The following is a 17,346-nucleotide window of genomic DNA, read 5'->3' as shown; positions in this document are numbered from 1 at the left end:
ACATCCGCGGTTCCGGCCCCAGCCACCGTCTCGGCCTCGACCGGACCACCGTCCTCGGAACCCCGATTCACCGCGCGAGCTCGACGGGCAACGTGCCTCATACCGCGTGGCGCCCGCATGTCCGAACCCTCCTCGGCTCACTCGATGGTGGTCCGATGCTCACCCAGCCCGTGTGAAGACTCCGTAGTCGGCTTCAACCCTGATCATTCGTCCAGGTGATCACGGGGGCAGTAATTACCCGCCTATCGGAACTATCTGCGCACGGGGGCACGACGTTACTCGCCGCATTCGCCCGATGGCCACCCGTTGGCGTGGAGCCACTCCAGTGTCTCGTCACCGAACGGATTCACTCCGGGGCCGACCGCGAGGGTGTGCGCGAGGTGGACGTGCAGGCACTTCACCCGACCTGGCATGCCACCCGCGGTCACCTGGGTGCCGAGTGATTCGATGGCGTCGCGCTCGGCCAGGTAGCCGTCGTGCGTGCGCTGGTAGGCGGCGGCCAGCTCCGGGTCGGTGGTGAGCCGCTCGGTCATCTCCTTCATGATCCCGGACGCTTCCAGCGTGCCGACCAGCGAGCTGAGCCGCGGGCAGGTCAAGTAGTACAGCGTGGGGAACGGCGTGCCGTTCTCCAGCCGCGGGCTGGTCTGCACCACCGACGGGTGCCCGCCCGGGCACCGCGCCGCGACGGCGCGCAGAGCCCGCGGCGGCCGCCCGAGCTGCTCCGCGATGACCTCCCGGTCGACCTCGGTGACCGGCTCGAAGCGGGGTGTTTCCGTGCTGCTGTTCACGGGTCCCAGGCTAATGCCGGCAGCGGTCCGGCCCGCCGGGACCTCCGCTGTTCGGGCCCGGTTGTCCACAACTGACCGTTCCTGTGGACAACCCCGCCGGCACCGCCCGGCGGTCGGCCGAACCGACTTAACCTCGGTCCCATGCGAACCGCCGACGCGAAACGGCGGGCCGCCCGCGAACTCGGGCCGGCCCGCCGTCCACGGAACCTGAGACAGACGCCTCTGGACGGAAACCCGTCCAGCACGAACTCAACCGCCCGAAACCTGGTCCCACAGCTTCTCGTACCAGGAACCCTGCGGAACCTGCTGCGGCCCGGGCGAAGGCGCCTGCGCCGCGGGCTGGTCCTCGGGCACCTGCACCATGTACGGCGCTTCGCCGGGCTTCACGTAGCGAAGCCGGCGCCGAGCCTCGGCCTCGATCTGGGCCGGGTCGCTCAGCTCGGCCTTGCGGTTCTGGAGCTGCGCGACCTGCTGCTGCAGCTGCGACTGCTGCGCCTCCTGGTCGCGCACCTCCGAACGCTGGCTGAGGTAGGTGCGCAGCGGCACGGCGACGGTGAACGCGAGCGCGCACACCACGATCGCCACCACGGCCGCCCGGCGCGTGGTGGACATGCCGAGCACCTTGGCGGCGCCGGAAGCGCGTTTGGCCGCCAGCCCACGGCGAAGCCGGGACCTGGTCGTCTCCGCGTTCCCCGCGCCCGTGCGGCGCCGGGCCGAAGCGGGGCGACGGGCCCTGGTGGACCCGCCCCCTTCGGATCGGCCGCCGCGGCGGCTACGCGCCCTCCCCCGGTCAGCCATGCGCGATCAGGCCTCCGCGGTGAACCGCGGGAAGGCGAGGTCGCCGGCGTAGCGGGCCGCGTCCGCGAGGGTCTCCTCGATGCGGAGCAGCTGGTTGTACTTCGCGATCCGCTCGCCGCGCGCCGGGGCACCCGTCTTGATCTGGCCGACGCCGGTGGCGACCGCCAGGTCGGCGATGAACGTGTCCTCGGTCTCGCCCGAGCGGTGGCTCATCATCGACTTGTAGCCGTAGGAGGTGGCCAGCGAAACCGCGTCCAGCGTCTCCGACAGGGTGCCGATCTGGTTGACCTTCACCAGCAGAGCGTTGGCGGCGCGGCGGGCGATGCCCTCTTCGAGCCGGTCCGGGTTGGTGACGAACAGGTCGTCGCCCACGAGCTGGACCTTGTCGCCGACGTCGGCGGTGAGCTGCACCCAGCCGTCCCAGTCGTCCTCGTTCAGCGGGTCCTCGATCGACACCAGCGGGTAGTCGCGGAGCAGGTCGGCGTAGTACGCGGACATCTGCTCGGCACTGCGCTTGGAGCCCTCGAAGGTGTAGGCGCCGTCGGAGAAGAACTCGGTGGCGGCGACGTCCAGCGCGAGCGCGATGTCACGGCCCGGGGTGTAGCCGGCCTTCTCGATGGCCTGCAGGATCAGGTCGAGGGCCTCGCGGTTGTTGGCGAGGCTCGGCGCGAAGCCGCCCTCGTCGCCGAGGCCGGTGGCCAGGCCGCGGCCCTTGAGCACCGACTTCAGCGCGTGGTAGACCTCCGTGCCCCAGCGCAGGGCCTCGCGGAACGACTCGGCGCCGATCGGCGCGATCATGAACTCCTGGACGTCCACGTCGGTGTCCGCGTGCGCGCCACCGTTGAGGATGTTCAGCATCGGCACCGGCAGCACGTGCGCGTTCGGGCCGCCCAGGTAGCGGAAGAGCTCCAGCTCGGCCGAGTCCGCGGCGGCCTTGGCGACGGCCAGCGAGACGCCGAGGATCGCGTTCGCGCCGAGGCGCGACTTGGCCGGGGTGCCGTCGAGGTCGACCAGCTTCTGGTCGACGATCCGCTGGTCGACGGCCTCGATGCCGACCATCTCCGGGCCGATCTCGTCGAGCACCGCGGCGACGGCGCGCTCGACGCCCTTGCCGTTGTAGCGGCCGGTGTCCCCATCCCGCAGCTCGACGGCTTCGTGTTCGCCGGTGGACGCGCCCGACGGGACGGCGGCCCGCGCCAGCGTGCCGTCGTCGAGTGCCACCTCCACCTCGACGGTCGGGTTCCCGCGCGAGTCGAGAATCTCGCGCGCGCCTACCTGCTCGATGAGAGCCACGCCATGCTCCTCAATGGGGTCGTGCCTGCGGTGACGCCGCCCAGCGTAGCCGTCCGCCACGTTCACCCGTTGGAGGCACGGCCGGTCCGGTGCGGTTCCGCTCAGTGTTCCGCTTGGTGTTCCTCGCGGTCTTCCGGCCGCACTTCGCGCCAGCCCGACGGCAGTTCGACGGTGTCGGAGGTCTGCTGCCAGAACGTCCAGCTGTTGCCGCCGAGGTCCGCGACGGTGAACACCCGCGCGCCGTAGGGCTGGTCCTGGGGTGGTTCGGGTTCGAATTCCTCGCCGAGGGCGGACCGGACGCGCTCGTACTGGGCGTCGACGTCGGTGACGTAGACGATGTTGAGCTGCCCGACGGGCCCCTCCGCCCCCTTGGCTGTCCAGTATTCGGGACCGACGCCCGCCAGCTGGACGCGTCCGGGGCCCGCGCACAGCGTCGCCTGGAAGACCTCGCCGGAGGCGTCCTCGAACCGCACCTCTTCGGTGAAGCCGAAGACCCTGGTCAGCCAGGCCAGGGCGGCGGTCGCGTCGGTGTAGTAGAGGTACGGCGCCAGCCCCAGGTAGCCGGGCTCCTGTTCGCTGCTCATGACCGAACAGTTCATCACGGCGCTTCCCACGGTCGTGAAACCCCCTCGGTTCGGGGTAAAGTCGGAGTGACCATGACGGACGCCGCACCCGCACCCCTGCCCGACGGCGAGGCCCGGTTCCACGCCTTCCGGCGGGCCGAGGATCTGGTCGAACGCCGTCGTCCCCTGGACGCGCTGAAAGCCCTGGAGCCCCTGCTGGACGTCGAGCAGGACAAGCCGAGCGTGCAGCTCCTGGCCGGCCGCGCCTACTTCCACTCGGCGCAGCTGCGGCGGGCGGAGCGGGCGTTCACCAAAGTCCTGGAGCTCGACCCGACCGACCACTACGCGCGCTTCGTGCTCGGCCGGACGCTGCAACGCCTCGGCCGCTTCGCCGAGGCGCTGGCACAGCTCCGGATGGCGTCGGCGATGAACCCCGTCCCGGAGTACCTGGAAGCCATCAGCGAAGTCAACGCCCGCATCACCCTCGGCGGTAACTGACCGCGGCGAACCTCAGCACACGACGGAGATCCGTTGTGTGCCGAGGAAATCTCGCGGCGGAGACGTCAGGCGTCGAGCCAGGCGTGGGCGTCCCGGTAGAAGCGGTCGGCCTGATCGGGACGGTCGTCCCCGTAGAGGTCGTCGCCGATGGCGTAACCGCGACGCGACAACACGTGGGAGAGGAACCGGTAGGACGGGCGGTAGACCGCGACCTCCTGCGGGCCGACAGCGAGCGGGACGCCCGGGTGCGCGGAGGTGAGGGAATCGCGTTCGTAGACGGGGTCGAGGGAGAGCACGAGCCAGCCGCCGTCGCGGCGTTCGATGCGGTAGCAGAGGCGGGCGGTGGAGGCGAGGTCGACCTCGGTGCCGTCGAGGTCGGTGCGCATCTCGATGACGGCAGGCAGCTCGACCAGCGCGCGGTCGCCGCGGCAGTGGACCACGGGAGGGCTGAGGCGGTGGACCGCGGTGTCCCCGCGTTCGGCCATTTTCCGGGACTCGGCGACGAAGCCGGGGCCGCTGCCGCGGAACCAGCTCAGCCGGACGGTCGCGTCTTCGGCGAAGCAGGACCGCATCTGATCCCACCAGCCACGGTCGCGGCCCTGTCGTTCGCGGAGCACGAGCTGGGCGATCTGGGTGACGTCACTGCTCACGTTTTTTCCTTTGCCAGTAGGGATGTCATGCGCCGAAGACCTGGTGGCCGGCGCACCAGACGGCGCGGATCCGGCGGGTGGCGGTGATGTCGGTGGTGGGGTCGCCTTCGACGAGGACGAGGTCGGCGCGCAGTCCCGGTTCGACGGCGCCACGGTCGGCCAGGCCGAAGGCGCGGGCCGGGAGCACGGTGGCCGAGCGCAGGACGTCCACGGGACTGAGACCGGCGGCGGCCATCAGTTCGAGTTCGTGGTGGAGGCTCTCGCCGTGCGGCACGGGGTGGGGTGAACCGGGCTGGGTGTTGGCGTCCGTGCCGGCCAGGACCTCGATGCCCGCCCGACGCAGTTCGGCCACGCTGTCGAGCAGACCCGACAGCGGCGCCCGGGTCGCCGACCGCGCCCGCCCGCCCGACAGTGCCCGGTCATCCGGCGGAGTCTGGGGATCGAGCGGGGCCCGATCTTCCAACGGTGCCCGTTCGTCCGACGGCTCCCAATCATCCGACGGAGTCTGGCGGCCCGACGGTGGTCGCCCGTCCGACGGTGGTCGCCCGTCCGACGGTGGTCGCCCGTCCGACGGGCCCCGGCCGTCCAGCGGGGCCCGATCGTCGAGCGGCGCCCGGCCATCTGACAGGGTCCGGTCATCCGACGGGGCCCGGTCATCCGACGGGGTCAGGTCATCGAGCGGGGTCCGGACGTTCGAGCGAGCCCGGTTCGCCAGTACGCCTTCCATCATGGTGACGGTGGGAATCACGGTCTGGCCGCCGGCTTGCATCGTGGTGATGTCCTCGGGCCGGATCGGGCCGTTGGCCGGGAGGTGGGTGATGAAGTCGGCGCCCGAGCCGACGGCGATGGCGTACGCGCCGATCGTGGCGGCGTGGATCACGGCTTTCAGCCCGTGGGCGTGCGCGGCCACGACCAGGGCCTGGAGCGCCTCCGCGGTGGGGCCGCCGTCGCCCGGGGCCTCCGCGACCCCCTTGATGTAGCCGACGCCTTCGGCGACGCGGGCTTCGACGTGTCTGCGCGCGGCTTCGGGAGTGAGGATGACCGCCTCGGCCGGCATGCCCGGCATTCGCGCGTGGTTCCCGCCCGGGCCGATCGCGGGCAGGCCGGCGGTGCGGAAATCGGCGGTGCCGGTGGTTGCGCGCAGGGCGGTGACCAGTTCGTGGGGCCAGCACGCCATGTCCAGCCCGGTGGTCACGCCCCAGCGGGCGAGCGCGTCGAGGGCCTGGGGGCTGTGCAGGTGGACGTGGGCGTCGATCAGGCCGGGCAGCAGCACCGCGCCGCCGGCGTCGACCTCCCGTGCACCGGTGGGGTCGTCGCCGATCAGCGGACCGTCGATGACCACGGTGCGGGGTTCGGTGAGCCGGTGGCCGTCGAAGACCCGGGCGTTGGTCAGCGCGATCCTGGTCAGCGCGATGGTGGCTGGGACGGTCAAGGGGTAGTCCCTCCTTGATTTAGTGGACAGTTTTGTCCACTAACTAGACTGTACCCCGGTTCGACGGCCGCCGCGCCCGGCTTGCCGCTCGACGGTCTTCCGTCCGGCGGCTATAACCGGGAACGTGCCCGCCCCCTCCCGCGCTTCCGCCGCCCCCGCCCGGCGCCGTGGCGTGGAGCTGACTCGCGCGATCTACCAGGCCACTCTGGACGAACTGGCTCGCGCCGGCTTCGAGGAACTCGCCTTCGACAAGATCGCGACGCTCGCGGGCACCGGGAAGTCGGCCCTCTACCGCCGCTGGTCCACCCCCGCGGAGCTGGTGCTCGCCGCCCTGAACGACCCGTCCACCGGCTTCGGCGAGCCCGTCGCCCCCGGTACCGGATCGCTGCGCGGCGACCTGACCACGCTGCTCGGCCGGTTCGCCCGCGTCCTGGACGAGCCGCGCGGCCGGGCCCTGCGCGCACTGGTGACCCAGCGCGCCCGCTACCCCGAGCTGTTCGATGAGGTCCGCCGCCTGGTCGTGCTCCCCCACCAACGCCTCCTGCTGGCGGTCCTGCAGGCTGCCGCCGACCGCGGTGAGGCCGACCCGCGGTGCGTCACCCCGCGCGTGGCCTCCGTGGGCCCCCGCCTGATCATCGCCGAATCACTGGAGAAGGCGGCCGTCCGCCAGGCCGAGGTGGAGGCGATCGTGGACGAGGTGCTGGTGCCCCTGGCCACGCCCCGGGACACCACCTGAAGGTCGGCGCGCCAGGCCCGTTCGCCCCCTTCGGACAGCCGGAATGATGCGGCCCGGGTGGACGGCCTTGGGCCATTTGGCCATCCGGCTGCCCGGATCGGCCGGATGACCGATCCGCGAACGGGGGTCCGGGAGCGAATCTGGGGTCACCGAGTTCGAACTAGGAGGCGGAAATGACGATCCTCACCACGGTTGGGGCCTGCCTGGGCCTGCTGGTTCTCGTTCTGATGTCGCTGGCCCCGGCACTGGTGGAGCTCGACGCACGATTCCCCGTCGCCCAGCGCGAACAGGGTCCGGCGGCGAAGGCCCCGCGCACCCCGAGGGCGGCCCGCCCGACGCCGGGGGTGACCAGGGCGACGCGCGGGACTCGAATCACAGCGCACGCCTGACCCGAGGTTGCCCGGTAGCGGCCGATCCGGGCCGGAAATCGCCTCCACCGGGCCGACGCACAAGGGTGGCCAGTCCCAGACGCCCCCGGGGCAGCACAACCGAGGCGGGCGGACCCCGTCTGCGATCAAGCGACAGCTCCCAGGCGACCGCGTAGAGCGAAGCGGCAGCTCGAACCCGCAGGAACCGCGCCGAGCGGACCGATCACCTGAAGGGTGAACGCGGCTCAGACCGAAACGCTGGCGGCCGCGAAGGCGTCCGCCGCGTCGAAGACCGTCTGGGCGTGGTCCACGGCCGGGTCGTAGAACAGGGCGGCCCGCCACCAGCCGGATGGGGTGCCCAGGTCGTCGCCGCCGGAGCAGAGGTAGCGGGCGGCGGTGAAGGCGGCGTCGTCGATGTTCTGGGGGTTCGGCGGATTGCCGTCGCTGGTGGCGCGTTCGGCGTACTTCGACCAGGTCGCGGGGAGGAACTGCATCGGGCCGACCTTGTGGTCGGCCCGACGGTCGCCGTCGAGCTCGCCGTGGTCGGTGTCCGCAGCGGTCGCGGGGCCGATGACCGGCGGGGTGGCGTCGCCGCTGTCCGTGAGGGCGATCTCGCCGAAGTTCGTGTGGCCGATGCCGGCCAGCGTCGCCCAGGAGAGGTGGCAGGCCGGCTTCTGGCGGGTCATCCACATCTCCGCGCGACCGTACGCGGCGACCAACCGCTGCGGGATCTGCGTCTTGCCGGCGACGCGCCGGGCCCAGGTCTCCAGCTCCGCCTCGTCCGAAACCGTCGGACGGTCCGGCGGCGCCGCCAGCCCCACCCGCGGCACCTGAACCCCCGGCTGCGGACGCTGCTCCTGGACCACGAACGACGGCGACGGCGACGGCGGCGCGGCCGCCGGGACCCCACCGGACGACGGGTCGCGGACCCCGATCGTCACCACCAGCACCACCCCCGTGCCGACCAGGCCCAGCGTCAACGCGATCCGGCTGAGGTAACGGCGGGGCGGGCCCGCGTGAGCGGCCGGCGCGTCCTCGGTCGGCTGAGTGGTATCGGCCACCCGGACAGGTTACTTCTCCTTCCACCGGAGAACACCGGATCGGGGGATGGCAAGCGGACGGTTAACTCGGATGCCACCCGGCGGACATCACAAATTTCGTTATCGAGTCGCATCGTGGCGCGCTGACCTGCGGTTATGACTGTCCACCCCGGTCGATCCCCGGCAAAACGGGCACCCGCCCCCGCCTCGCCGCTGGACTTAAAGGCAAGGCTTACCTAAAAACATCAGGTCAGGGAATACGAGGAGGGCTGAACCGTGGTGTTTTCGAGCGCGCTCATCGGGCTGCGCGAGGGCCTGGAGGCCGCACTCGTCGTCAGCATCCTGGTCGCCTTCCTGGTGAAGACCGACCGGCGGCACGCCCTGCGTTACGTCTGGCCGGGCGTCGCCGCCGCGGTGCTGCTCTCGATCGCCGTCGGCGCGATCCTCACCTACAGCACCGCGCAGCTGAGCTTCGAGCACCAGGAGCTGCTCGGCGGGAGCCTTTCCATCGTGGCCGTCGGCTTCGTGACGGCGATGATCTTCTGGATGCGCAAGGCCTCGCGGCACATCGCCGCCGAGCTGCGCGGCAAGATGGAGAACGCGCTGAACGTCGGGCCCGCGGCCGTGCTGCTGCTGTCGTTCCTCGCCGTCGGGCGCGAAGGACTCGAGACCGCCGTGTTCTTCTACTCCGCTGTGCAGACCGCGCAGTCGGACACCATCAAGCCGCTGATCGGCTTCGTCGTCGGCATCGTGCTCGCGGTGGCGCTGGCCTACCTGCTCTACCGCGGTGCCGTCCGGTTCGACCTGGCGAAGTTCTTCACCATCACCGGCGTGCTGCTGGTGTTCGTCGCCGCGGGCGTGCTCGGGTACGGACTGCACGATCTGCAGGAGGCCGGTTTCCTGCCGGGACTGACCACCCTGGCCTTCGACGCCTCGACCGTGCTGCCGGAGACCTCCTGGTACGGCGCGCTGCTCAAGGGCGTCCTCAACTACTCGCAGCAGACGACGGTGCTGCAGGCGATCGCCTGGGTCGCCTACGTCGTGATCGTGCTGCCGCTGTTCCTCAAGCCCACCAAGAAAACCGTCCCGGCGCCCGCCGCGGCCGCTGTCAAGGAGTGACCGTGCCCAAGTCCCCCAGAACCCCGCTGACCGTGCTGGCCGGCGTCGGTGCCCTCGTCGCCCTGTCCGCCTGCGACAGCACGGACTCGGCCTCGGGCACGGGCGGGCCGATCAAGGTCGAAGCCTCCGACGCCACCTGCGCCGTCGCGACCAGCACGGCGGACGCCGGCAACGTGACGTTCGAGATCACCAACAAGGGCAGCAAGGTCACCGAGTTCTACCTCTACGCCGAGGGCGACCGGATCATGGGCGAGGTGGAGAACATCGCGCCCGGGCTGAACCGGCGGCTGATCGTCGAGGTCCCCGACGCCGGCAAGTACCAGACCGCGTGCAAGCCGGGCATGGTCGGCAACGGCATCCGCGGCGACTTCACCGTCACCGGCGGTGCGGCGAAGCAGAACGACGTGAACGCGCAGAAGTCCGAGGCGACCAAGAGCTACGCCACCTACGTCGCCAACAACACCAGCGCGCTGGAGACCGAGACGGCGAAGTTCGTCGAAACGGTGAAGGCCGGGAAGGTCGCCGAGGCCAAGGCGCAGTACGCCACCACCCGCGCGTACTACGAGCGGATCGAGCCGGTCGCGGAGAAGTTCGGCGACCTCGACCCGCTGATCGACGTCCGCGAGGCCGATCTGGAGGCGGGCCAGCAGTTCACCGGCTTCCACCGGCTGGAGAAGGACCTCTGGGTCACCGGGCTCAAGCCCGACAGCGGCCAGGTCGCCGACAAGCTGCTCACCGACGTCAAGGACCTGGTGGCCAAGACCAAGACCCTGCAGCTGACCGCGCTCGACCTGGCCAACGGCGCCAAGGGCCTGCTCGACGAGGTCGCCACCGGCAAGATCACCGGCGAGGAGGAGACCTTCTCCCACACCGACCTGTGGGACTTCCAGGCCAATGTGGACGGGTCCAAGGGCGCGATCGCCGCGCTGCGGCCGGTCCTGCAGGAGCGCGACCCGGCACTGGTGTCCACTCTGGACAAGCAGTTCGCCAACGTGCAGTCGCTGCTGGACCGGACCCGCGCCGGTGACGGCTTCAAGTACTACAACCAGCTCTCGCCGGACGAGATCAAAGCGTTCGCCTCGGCGGTCGACGCGTTGAGCGAGCCGCTGAGCAAGGTCGCGGAGGTCGTGTCGAAGTGACCGGGGAAGCCGAGGGCGCCCGGGTCTCCCGCCGGAGGCTGTTCGGGCTGGCCGGGGCCGGGGTCGCGCTGGCCGGGGCGGGCGCGGCGGCCGGGGCCGGGCTCGACCGGCTCGGCGGGGGGTCCACGGCCGGCGCCGCGGTGTCGACCGTGGACTTCCACGGGGAGCACCAGGCCGGCATCGTCACCTCGACCCAGCAGAACCTGCACTTCGCGGCCCTGGACGTGACCACGAAGGACGCCGGTGAGCTGCGGCAGCTGCTGCGCACCTGGACCGCCGCGGCCCGCCGGATGACCACCGGCCAGGAGGTCGTGCCGAACGGCGCGGTCGACGGTGCGGCCGAGGCCCCGCCCGGCGACACGGGTGAAGCGCTGGACCTGCCCGCCTCGGAACTGACGCTGACCATCGGATTCGGGCCCTCGCTGTTCGACGGCCGGTTCGGCCTGGCCGCCCGGCGCCCGCCGCAGCTGATCGACCTGCCACCCTTCCCGAAGGACAAGCTCGACCCGGCGCGCAGCGGCGGCGACCTGTGCATCCAGGCCTGCGCCAACGATCCGCAGGTGGCCGTGCACGCGGTGCGCAACCTGGTGCGCCTGGGCTTCGGCGTCACCGAGGTGCGCTGGTCCCAGCTCGGCTTCGGGCGCAGTTCCTCGACGTCGCGGGCGCAGGCCACGCCGCGGAACCTGTTCGGCTTCAAGGACGGCACGAACAACATCAAGTCCGAGGACACCGACGTGCTGGGCGAGCAGGTGTGGGCCCGCGCCGGCGACGGGCCGGCCTGGATGGCGGGCGGCACCTACCTGGTGGCGCGCCGGATCCGGATGCACATCGAGACCTGGGACCGCGAGACGCTCGACGGGCAGGAGCAGGTCGTCGGGCGGGCCAAGGGCTCCGGGGCGGCGCTCGGGCAGGCCGGTGAGTTCGACCAGGTCGACCTGACCGTGGCCGGGGCCGGCGGCGTCCCCGTGATCGCCGACGACGCGCACATCCGGCTGGCCTCGCACGAAACGCTGAAGGGCGCCCGGATCCTGCGGCGCGGCTACAACTTCGTCGACGGCTCCGACGGGGTCGGGCACCTGGAGGCGGGCCTGTTCTTCCTGGCCTTCAACCGCGACACCCGCACGCAGTACGTCCCGATGCAGCAGATGCTCTCGGCCAAGGACGCGATGATGGAGTACGTGCAGCACACCGGTTCGGCGCACTTCGCCGTGCCGCCCGGCCTGACCCCGGCGTCGAACTGGGGCGACGGACTGTTCGGCTGACCCCTCCCCGGGATGGGCCGGTCGCCGCCCACCGGTCCGGGATCGGCTTGACTTCGAGCGCACTGGAGCTCCCAGACTGGGGTCATGTTCACCGAAGCCGAAATCCGTTACCTGGCCGAGCAGGACCTGGGCCGCATCGCCACCCAGCAGCCGGACGGAACCCTGCAGGTCAGCCCGGTCGCGTTCAGCTACAACGCCGAGGCCGGGGCCGTCGACGTCACCGGGTACAACCTGACGCGGAGCCGGAAGTACCGCAACGTCGCGGACAACGGGCGGGTCGCGTTCGTGGTCGACGACCGGCCCTCGCTGGAGCCGATGCGGATCCGCTGCCTGGAGATCCGCGGGCACGCCGAGGTGCTCACCGACGTGTTCGAGACCGACGGCCACCTCGACGGCGCCGTGATCCGCATCCACCCGGAACGGATCATCAGCCTGGGCATCGACGACCCGGACCACGAGCCGCTCGAGCTGAAGCCGAACAACCGGAACGTCTGAAGCGTCGAAGGCCGCCCTACCGGCCCGGGGGCGGTACGGCGGCCTTCGCTCCCTCTTTTCACCGGCGGGCGCCCGCCACCGCGTACCCCGCGGTGCCGGCGCCGAACAGGATGCCCGCCGTCCACCAGGCCACCGGGGATTCGGCGGACTGGACCGGCCACCCGGCCACGAGTGCGGCCGTGGAATCGCCGCCACCCGGCACGAACAGCGCCACGATGGCCCACAACAGCGGGAACGTCCAGCCGAACTGGCCGCCGAACAAGGTCGCGGCCAGACCGGCGAGACCGAGCAGGCCCGCCCCGTCGCGCAGCACCACCGAGGTCTCCACCTGCACCGGCCCGGGGGCCTGGACCACCAGGAGCAGCGCGGCCGCGAGCACCCCGATCAGCAGCAGGTGCCCGAACCGCCGGGGGAGCCAGCCGAACGCGGCGGTCCGGTCGAGGTCGAGGTCTTGGCCGGACAACCCGGCGGCCGCCACCGCGATGCCCGCCGCGAGCGTGAGCTCGGCGAACACCACCGACCACCGGTCCCGGACCAGCACCCGCATCCCGACCGTGCAGACCGCCATCAGCAGCAGCGCGACCGGCACCTGCCGCGAACGCGCGTACAGCTTTGCCCAGCTCATCGCCCGGCCCCCTGGGTGAGAGCGGTCAGCGCGTCGCCCTGGCAGCTCAGCTCGGCCTGCCGGACGGCGACGACGCGGGCCACCTGCTCCTGCGGTGGCAGGGCCTTCAGACCCGCCCACGCCGGCTCGGCCAGCTCCGGCAAGCGCTGGTAGTAGGTACTCATCCTGGGCCGCTTCCGCCCCTCGGACAGCCAGGCGGAGACCACCCAGCGCGCGGCGGCCTCCCGGCTCTCCCGGAGGCCGCCGTAGCTCGGGCCGCCGCAGGCCTGGGTCCCGCCCCCGGCGGTGAGCTCGGTGACGAGGTCGTCGCCGCGCCGGCTGAGGTACGGCCCGTCGTCCAGGTGCACGACGATCTTCGACGGGTCCTGGGGACCGGCCAGCCGGGCGGTCGTCCGGGCCGGGTCGGTCGCCTCCACCACACCGGTCGGCGCGCCGGGGATCTTCGCCAGCCGCCGCAGGGCTTCCTTGCCCGGTCCGGCCAAAGTGGACAGTCGAGCCGCGTGCATCTTCGTGACGCACACCGGACCATCGCACACCGGGGTGGCGGCGGCCTGGTCGACGGTCAGGTAGCCGGCCGGCGACGCGGGGAACAGCGACAGCGCGATCGCCAGGCCCGCCACCACCGGCAGCAGCGCGAGCAGCCGCCGCCGGGCCGTGGCCGCGGCGAGCAGCAGGAATCCCGTGGCGGCCAGACCGGCCAGCCAGCACAGCTGCCCGGCACTGACAGTCACCGCCGGCACGAGGAACGGGCTGCGTGGCGCGTCCGGCGCCACCGAAAGCAGAGCCAGCCGGTTCGGGAGCAGTCCACTCACGACACTGCCCGGCCCGGACGAAAACTGGAACAGCAAACAGCCCACCAGCGCCGCCACGGTGAGCACGGGCGCGGTGACCGGGTGGGGCAGCACCCGCCCGGCGCCGAGGCCCAGCCCGACCCCGGCGACCACCGTGGTCGACCCGACCAGCGCGGGCAGCACCCAGCCGAAGGTGAACAACCCGTCGTGGGCCACCACCTGCGCCAGCCCGGTCAGCAGGATGACGACGTAGGCCAGCACGGCCGCGAGGCCCAGCGCAAAGCTCAGCTTCGTCAGGCGGTAACGGGCCGGGCGCGGCGTCGCGGCGAGCAGCTCCACGGTGCCGGACCGGCGGTCCCGCATGCCCTGGATGGCCGAGGCGCCGACGATGATCGGCCACAGCAGCACCAGCAGGTAGCGCGTCCACTGCACCGAGGCCGCCCACTGCCCGTCCCAAGCCGCCGGCTCCTTGAACCACGGCCCGTAGCGGACGAAGGCGAAGAAGAAGCCGAGCCCGACGAGCACCACCACCAGCGCCATCCACGGCGCGATCGTGCGCCGCAGCTCGGTCCGGACGACGGCTACCACGCCTCCTGCCCCCGCTCGTGGTTCAGCAGGGCCGAGTAGCCGCGTTCGATCGGGCTGTCGCCGACGTCGTCCGGCCCGCCCGCCGCCGCCAGTTGCCCGGGCGTGCCCTGGAAGACCAGCTTGCCCTCGGCGACCAGGACCACGTCGTGGCAGGCCGCGGCCACGTCCTCGACCAGGTGGGTGGAGACGACCACGCAGGCGTCCTGCCCCACCTGCTGAAGCAGCTCGCGGAAGCGCACGCGCTGCGCCGGGTCGAGCCCGGCGGTGGGCTCGTCGAGCAGCAGGATCCGCGGGTCGTTGACGATCGCCTGGGCGATCCCGACCCGGCGGACCATGCCGCCCGAGAGCGTCTTCAGCTTGTGCTCGGCGCGGTCGGCCAGCCCGACCCGCTCGATCGCCCGCTGCACCGCCCCCGGGATGTCCGGCTTGGGCATCTCCTTGAGCCAGGCCAGGTACTCCACGAACTCGCGCACGGTGAAGCGCTTGTAGTAGCCGAAGTTCTGCGGCAGGTACCCGATCCGGCGGCGCAGGCCGCGCTGGTCGATGTGTCCCCCGACGGACACACCGAGCAGCGTCAGGCTGCCCTCGGCCGGCCGCAGCACCGTGGCCAGCGCCCGGATCAGCGTGGTCTTGCCGGCCCCGTTCGGCCCGAGCAGCCCGTGCACGCCCGGGCCCAGCGAGAGATCGAGGCCGTCGACCGCCATCTTCCGGCGGCCCACCCGCACCTTGAGCGCCTCGGCCTGGATCTCCCAGGCGTAGGTCGACGGCGCGATCTCCGCGGCTTCCACTGCTCGCATGTCCATTTCCCCTCATTCCCTAGCGACGAGCGATGAGCCGCGTGAAGGCGCTCCGGCGGAGCACCACCACCACCACGGTCAACGCGAAGATCCCGGCCCAGACGGCGACGGCCCCCTTCTGCAGCGCGAACGAACTGCCCGTCACCACCGTGGGCACCGCGAACACCGCCAGCCACACCACCACCAGCGCCCCGGCGGCGCGCTCCACCCCGATCAGCAGCCCGATCGCGAGCGTCCCCGTGGTGAAGGCGAGGCTCGGCAGCAGCCACAGCCCGACCGCGGACCCGGTGAGCCCACCCGCGATCAGCAGCACCGGCAGCACGGCCACCAGCACCGCGGTGGTCCGGCGCAGCACCAGGTCCAGCCCGGCCCGAGCGCTCGCGGTGACCAGCTCGTACGCCGGGTCCAGCCCACCCGACCACGAGGCGGCGACCCCGAGCACCGGCAGCACCGGCGCGAACAGCTGGACGAACGACCCGGTCCGCACGACCGTCGCGTCCAGCCAGACCGAAAAACCGGAGACCAGCAGCACCATCAGCAGCCACGGCAGCATCACCGGCGTCGTCCAGCGGCTCAGGGCGACCCGGAACCGGGCGGCCACCGGCTGCGGGCGCGAGGCCAGCCCCGGTTCGAGACCCGACCACACGCCTTCGACCAGCGCCGAGACGTCCGGTGTGGACAGTGTGGCGAGCCGGGCCCGGCAGGCGGCGCAGAGTTCGAGATGGGCTTCGACGGCCCACGCCTGGTCGGCGGGCAGGTTCTGCCCGCCGGCGTAACCGGTGAGCAGCCGATCGGCGACGTGGTTCATGACAGTGCCTCTCGCATGGCGATCCGCGCGCGGCGCGCCCGTGTTTTCACAGTTCCTTCCGGGAGCCTGAGCAGGACGGCCGTCTCGCGGACGGAGAGCCCGTCGAGCACCATCGCCTGCAGCACCTGGCTCAGTTCCGGCGCCAGTTCGCGCAGGGCGTCGCCGACGTGGTCACCGACCGTGGCGGCCAGCGCCTCCTCCTCGGCGGCGGGTGCCGTCACGGCCACGTTCACGGCGGCGGGCGGCGGCTGGGCGTGGTGCGCCCGCCGGCGGAACGCGTCGACCAGCCTCCGGGCCGCGATCGTCCACACCCATCCGACGGCCGTCCCCCCGGCCGCGGCCCCCGAGAACGAGCCTGCGGCCCGCCAGACGGCCAGATAGGTCTCCTGCATGACCTCCGCGACGACCTGTTCGTCGGCGCAGCGGCGCCGCAGCCGCACGGCGAGCCAGGGCGACGTGCGGCGGTAGAACTCTTCGAACGCCGCCCGGTCACCCCGCGCAGTCCGGCGGACGAGTTGCTCCTCGTCCGCCTCCGCTGGTGGCTTGTGCTTCACACCGGGCAAGACGCCGGAAGCCGCGATCCGGTTCTCCCCTTGCTGTGTGCTGCGTCACAGCTCAGGCGGAAGGCCAGAACTTGCGCCAGCCGTCGGCTTCGAGGGTGGCGGGCTCGACGCCCTCGGCGCGGGCGGCGGCTTCGGCCGCGCGGATGTCGCGCGCGAACTGCTTCGCGACCGCGCGGAGCTCGCCCTCGGGATCGATGTCCGCGCGGCGCGCCACGGCCGCGATGCGGAAGAGCCGGGCGGCGGGATCGGGGCCGGCCGGGAACAGGTCCGGCGGGAGACCGGCCCGGCCACTGCGCTGGCCGAGCTTCCCGGCCAGCGCGACCGCGGGCTGGCCGAGCGCAACACCATCCACAATGGACTTACGCTGCTTCTCGACCTGCTTGAGCTCTTCCCACTTCAGTTCCTGGTGCTCGGCGGTCGCCACCTCGGCCGCTCCGGCGAAGACGGTGGGGTGCCGGCCGACGAGCTTGGTGACCAGCTCGCGCGCCACGTCGTCGATCGTGAACGGATCGCCGGAGTCCTCGGCGGCCACGCGCGCGTGGAAGAGCACCTGCAGCAGCACGTCGCCGAGCTCTTCGCGCAGGGCCTCGCGGTCGTTCTCCTCGATGGCCTCGAGCAGCTCGTAGGTCTCCTCGACCAGGTACTTGCGCATCGAATCGTGCGTCTGCACCCCGTCCCACGGGCAGCCGCCGGGTGAGCGCAGCCGGTCCACCACCAGCACGGCCTCGGCCAGCGGATCGGACGGCGGACCGAGCACCCGCGCCCCGCCCGCGAGCAGGGCGGCGGCCCTCGGCTCGGCCGGCGAGCCCACGACGAGCACGAATTCGGACCCGGGCGGCGCCTCGGCGACCGGGGGCAGGCCGAACGCGGCCGCGTCCACGTCCGACCCCGCGTACACCGCCGCCGCGGTGCGCAGGAGCGGAACCGCGGCGGCCGGGAGCGTCGCCCCCCGCGCGACGACGACCACGGAACCGGTCGACGGGCCGGTCACGG

General features: G+C 72.0%; 20 protein-coding genes. 7 read left to right on the top strand and 13 right to left on the bottom strand.

The genetic code is table 11. The features are described 5' to 3' along the window. Window positions 1-275: 275 nt before the first annotated feature. The 4 genes from NYF13_RS10760 to NYF13_RS10745 all read right to left on the bottom strand — a co-directional run bounded on the left by NYF13_RS10760 (window position 276) and on the right by NYF13_RS10745 (window position 3,463). Window positions 276-797 carry a DUF501 domain-containing protein gene (locus NYF13_RS10760; protein ID WP_315657302.1) on the bottom strand — a complete coding sequence of 174 codons (522 nt, stop codon included), beginning with the start codon at window positions 795-797 and terminating at the stop codon, window positions 276-278. A 240-nt stretch (window positions 798-1,037) separates the two neighbouring features. Beyond that, entirely contained in the window at window positions 1,038-1,400 is a 363-nt protein-coding gene (locus NYF13_RS10755) for a septum formation initiator family protein (protein ID WP_315656039.1), read from the bottom strand. A gap of 192 nt (window positions 1,401-1,592) precedes the next feature. After that, a complete protein-coding gene (eno, locus tag NYF13_RS10750) occupies window positions 1,593-2,879 on the bottom strand; it encodes a phosphopyruvate hydratase (RefSeq protein ID WP_315656038.1) in 1,287 nt (428 codons plus the stop codon). Between the two features lie 101 nt (window positions 2,880-2,980). Continuing rightward, window positions 2,981-3,463 carry a VOC family protein gene (locus NYF13_RS10745; protein WP_315656035.1) on the bottom strand — a complete coding sequence of 161 codons (483 nt, stop codon included), beginning with the start codon at window positions 3,461-3,463 and terminating at the stop codon, window positions 2,981-2,983. A gap of 72 nt (window positions 3,464-3,535) precedes the next feature. Between NYF13_RS10745 and NYF13_RS10740 the strand changes: the two genes are divergently transcribed. Next, a complete protein-coding gene (locus NYF13_RS10740) occupies window positions 3,536-3,940 on the top strand; it encodes a tetratricopeptide repeat protein (protein ID WP_315656033.1) in 405 nt (134 codons plus the stop codon). Between the two features lie 65 nt (window positions 3,941-4,005). Here NYF13_RS10740 and NYF13_RS10735 read toward each other — a convergent pair whose 3' ends face one another. Both NYF13_RS10735 and NYF13_RS10730 read right to left on the bottom strand, forming a co-directional pair. After that, window positions 4,006-4,590, bottom strand: coding sequence for a nuclear transport factor 2 family protein (locus NYF13_RS10735; protein ID WP_315656031.1), 585 nt, complete (start codon window positions 4,588-4,590; stop codon window positions 4,006-4,008). Between the two features lie 25 nt (window positions 4,591-4,615). After that, window positions 4,616-6,022, bottom strand: a complete 1,407-nt coding sequence (locus NYF13_RS10730; protein WP_315656029.1) for an amidohydrolase family protein — start codon at window positions 6,020-6,022, stop codon at window positions 4,616-4,618. A 124-nt stretch (window positions 6,023-6,146) separates the two neighbouring features. Here NYF13_RS10730 and NYF13_RS10725 point away from each other — a divergent pair, with 124 nt between their 5' ends. Together NYF13_RS10725 and NYF13_RS10720 are read left to right on the top strand one after the other, a co-directional pair. After that, window positions 6,147-6,758, top strand: coding sequence for a TetR/AcrR family transcriptional regulator (locus NYF13_RS10725; RefSeq protein WP_315656028.1), 612 nt, complete (start codon window positions 6,147-6,149; stop codon window positions 6,756-6,758). Between the two features lie 173 nt (window positions 6,759-6,931). Then, complete coding sequence (locus NYF13_RS10720) at window positions 6,932-7,147, top strand: hypothetical protein (protein WP_315656027.1); 216 nt, start codon at window positions 6,932-6,934, stop codon at window positions 7,145-7,147. 224 nt (window positions 7,148-7,371) lie between these two features. On the opposite strand, the gene NYF13_RS10715 is transcribed toward NYF13_RS10720, so the two are convergent. Continuing rightward, window positions 7,372-8,187, bottom strand: a complete 816-nt coding sequence (locus tag NYF13_RS10715) for a murein transglycosylase (protein ID WP_315656026.1) — start codon at window positions 8,185-8,187, stop codon at window positions 7,372-7,374. Window positions 8,188-8,442: 255 nt separating this feature from the next. On the opposite strand from NYF13_RS10715, the gene efeU reads away from it, so the two are divergent. The 4 genes from efeU to NYF13_RS10695 all read left to right on the top strand — a co-directional run bounded on the left by efeU (window position 8,443) and on the right by NYF13_RS10695 (window position 12,181). Next, entirely contained in the window at window positions 8,443-9,285 is an 843-nt protein-coding gene (gene efeU, locus NYF13_RS10710) for an iron uptake transporter permease EfeU (RefSeq protein ID WP_315656024.1), read from the top strand. After that, window positions 9,282-10,424, top strand: coding sequence for an iron uptake system protein EfeO (efeO, locus tag NYF13_RS10705; RefSeq protein ID WP_315656022.1), 1,143 nt, complete (start codon window positions 9,282-9,284; stop codon window positions 10,422-10,424). Before efeU ends, efeO begins: the two co-directional genes overlap by 4 nt. After that, window positions 10,421-11,686: an iron uptake transporter deferrochelatase/peroxidase subunit gene (gene efeB / locus NYF13_RS10700; protein ID WP_315656021.1), complete on the top strand. Its 1,266-nt coding sequence runs from the start codon at window positions 10,421-10,423 to the stop codon at window positions 11,684-11,686. Before efeO ends, efeB begins: the two co-directional genes overlap by 4 nt. Window positions 11,687-11,770: 84 nt before the next feature. Next, complete coding sequence (locus tag NYF13_RS10695; protein WP_315656020.1) at window positions 11,771-12,181, top strand: PPOX class F420-dependent oxidoreductase; 411 nt, start codon at window positions 11,771-11,773, stop codon at window positions 12,179-12,181. Window positions 12,182-12,239: 58 nt separating this feature from the next. On the opposite strand, the gene NYF13_RS10690 is transcribed toward NYF13_RS10695, so the two are convergent. The 6 genes from NYF13_RS10690 to NYF13_RS10665 all read right to left on the bottom strand — a co-directional run bounded on the left by NYF13_RS10690 (window position 12,240) and on the right by NYF13_RS10665 (window position 17,344). Further along, on the bottom strand, window positions 12,240-12,806 hold the full coding sequence (locus NYF13_RS10690; protein WP_315656018.1) for a hypothetical protein: 567 nt from the start codon (window positions 12,804-12,806) through the stop codon (window positions 12,240-12,242). Further along, window positions 12,803-14,185, bottom strand: coding sequence for a hypothetical protein (locus tag NYF13_RS10685; protein WP_315656016.1), 1,383 nt, complete (start codon window positions 14,183-14,185; stop codon window positions 12,803-12,805). Before NYF13_RS10685 ends, NYF13_RS10690 begins: the two co-directional genes overlap by 4 nt. Further along, a complete protein-coding gene (locus NYF13_RS10680; protein ID WP_315656015.1) occupies window positions 14,179-14,982 on the bottom strand; it encodes an ABC transporter ATP-binding protein in 804 nt (267 codons plus the stop codon). Before NYF13_RS10680 ends, NYF13_RS10685 begins: the two co-directional genes overlap by 7 nt. 19 nt (window positions 14,983-15,001) lie before the next feature. Next, a complete protein-coding gene (locus tag NYF13_RS10675) occupies window positions 15,002-15,790 on the bottom strand; it encodes a zf-HC2 domain-containing protein (protein WP_315656013.1) in 789 nt (262 codons plus the stop codon). Continuing rightward, the gene (locus tag NYF13_RS10670; protein WP_315656011.1) at window positions 15,787-16,344 is read right to left on the bottom strand and encodes an RNA polymerase sigma factor; all 558 of its coding nucleotides are present in this window, start codon (window positions 16,342-16,344) and stop codon (window positions 15,787-15,789) included. The genes NYF13_RS10675 and NYF13_RS10670 overlap by 4 nt, the downstream gene beginning before the upstream one ends. A gap of 61 nt (window positions 16,345-16,405) precedes the next feature. Continuing rightward, on the bottom strand, window positions 16,406-17,344 hold the full coding sequence (locus NYF13_RS10665) for a MazG family protein (protein WP_315656010.1): 939 nt from the start codon (window positions 17,342-17,344) through the stop codon (window positions 16,406-16,408). Window positions 17,345-17,346 lie beyond the last annotated feature (2 nt).

This window comes from Amycolatopsis sp. PS_44_ISF1 (genome assembly GCF_032335455.1).
Classification (GTDB): Bacteria; Actinomycetota; Actinomycetes; order Mycobacteriales; family Pseudonocardiaceae; genus Amycolatopsis.
The sequence above is the reverse complement of the archived record's forward strand: the minus strand, read 5'-3'. Positions and strand labels throughout refer to the sequence as shown.

What these genes read in the sequence shown, in the direction of transcription:
- NYF13_RS10720 (WP_315656027.1), top strand. Translation starts at nt 6,932, where the DNA reads ATGACGATCCTCACCACGGTTGGGGCCTGCCTGGGCCTGCTGGTTCTC.
- NYF13_RS10755 (WP_315656039.1), bottom strand. Translation starts at nt 1,400, where the DNA reads ATGTCCACCACGCGCCGGGCGGCCGTGGTGGCGATCGTGGTGTGCGCG.
- NYF13_RS10675 (WP_315656013.1), bottom strand. Translation starts at nt 15,790, where the DNA reads ATGAACCACGTCGCCGATCGGCTGCTCACCGGTTACGCCGGCGGGCAG.
- NYF13_RS10680 (WP_315656015.1), bottom strand. Translation starts at nt 14,982, where the DNA reads ATGCGAGCAGTGGAAGCCGCGGAGATCGCGCCGTCGACCTACGCCTGG.
- NYF13_RS10695 (WP_315656020.1), top strand. Translation starts at nt 11,771, where the DNA reads ATGTTCACCGAAGCCGAAATCCGTTACCTGGCCGAGCAGGACCTGGGC.
- NYF13_RS10745 (WP_315656035.1), bottom strand. Translation starts at nt 3,463, where the DNA reads ATGAGCAGCGAACAGGAGCCCGGCTACCTGGGGCTGGCGCCGTACCTC.
- NYF13_RS10740 (WP_315656033.1), top strand. Translation starts at nt 3,536, where the DNA reads ATGACGGACGCCGCACCCGCACCCCTGCCCGACGGCGAGGCCCGGTTC.
- NYF13_RS10690 (WP_315656018.1), bottom strand. Translation starts at nt 12,806, where the DNA reads ATGAGCTGGGCAAAGCTGTACGCGCGTTCGCGGCAGGTGCCGGTCGCG.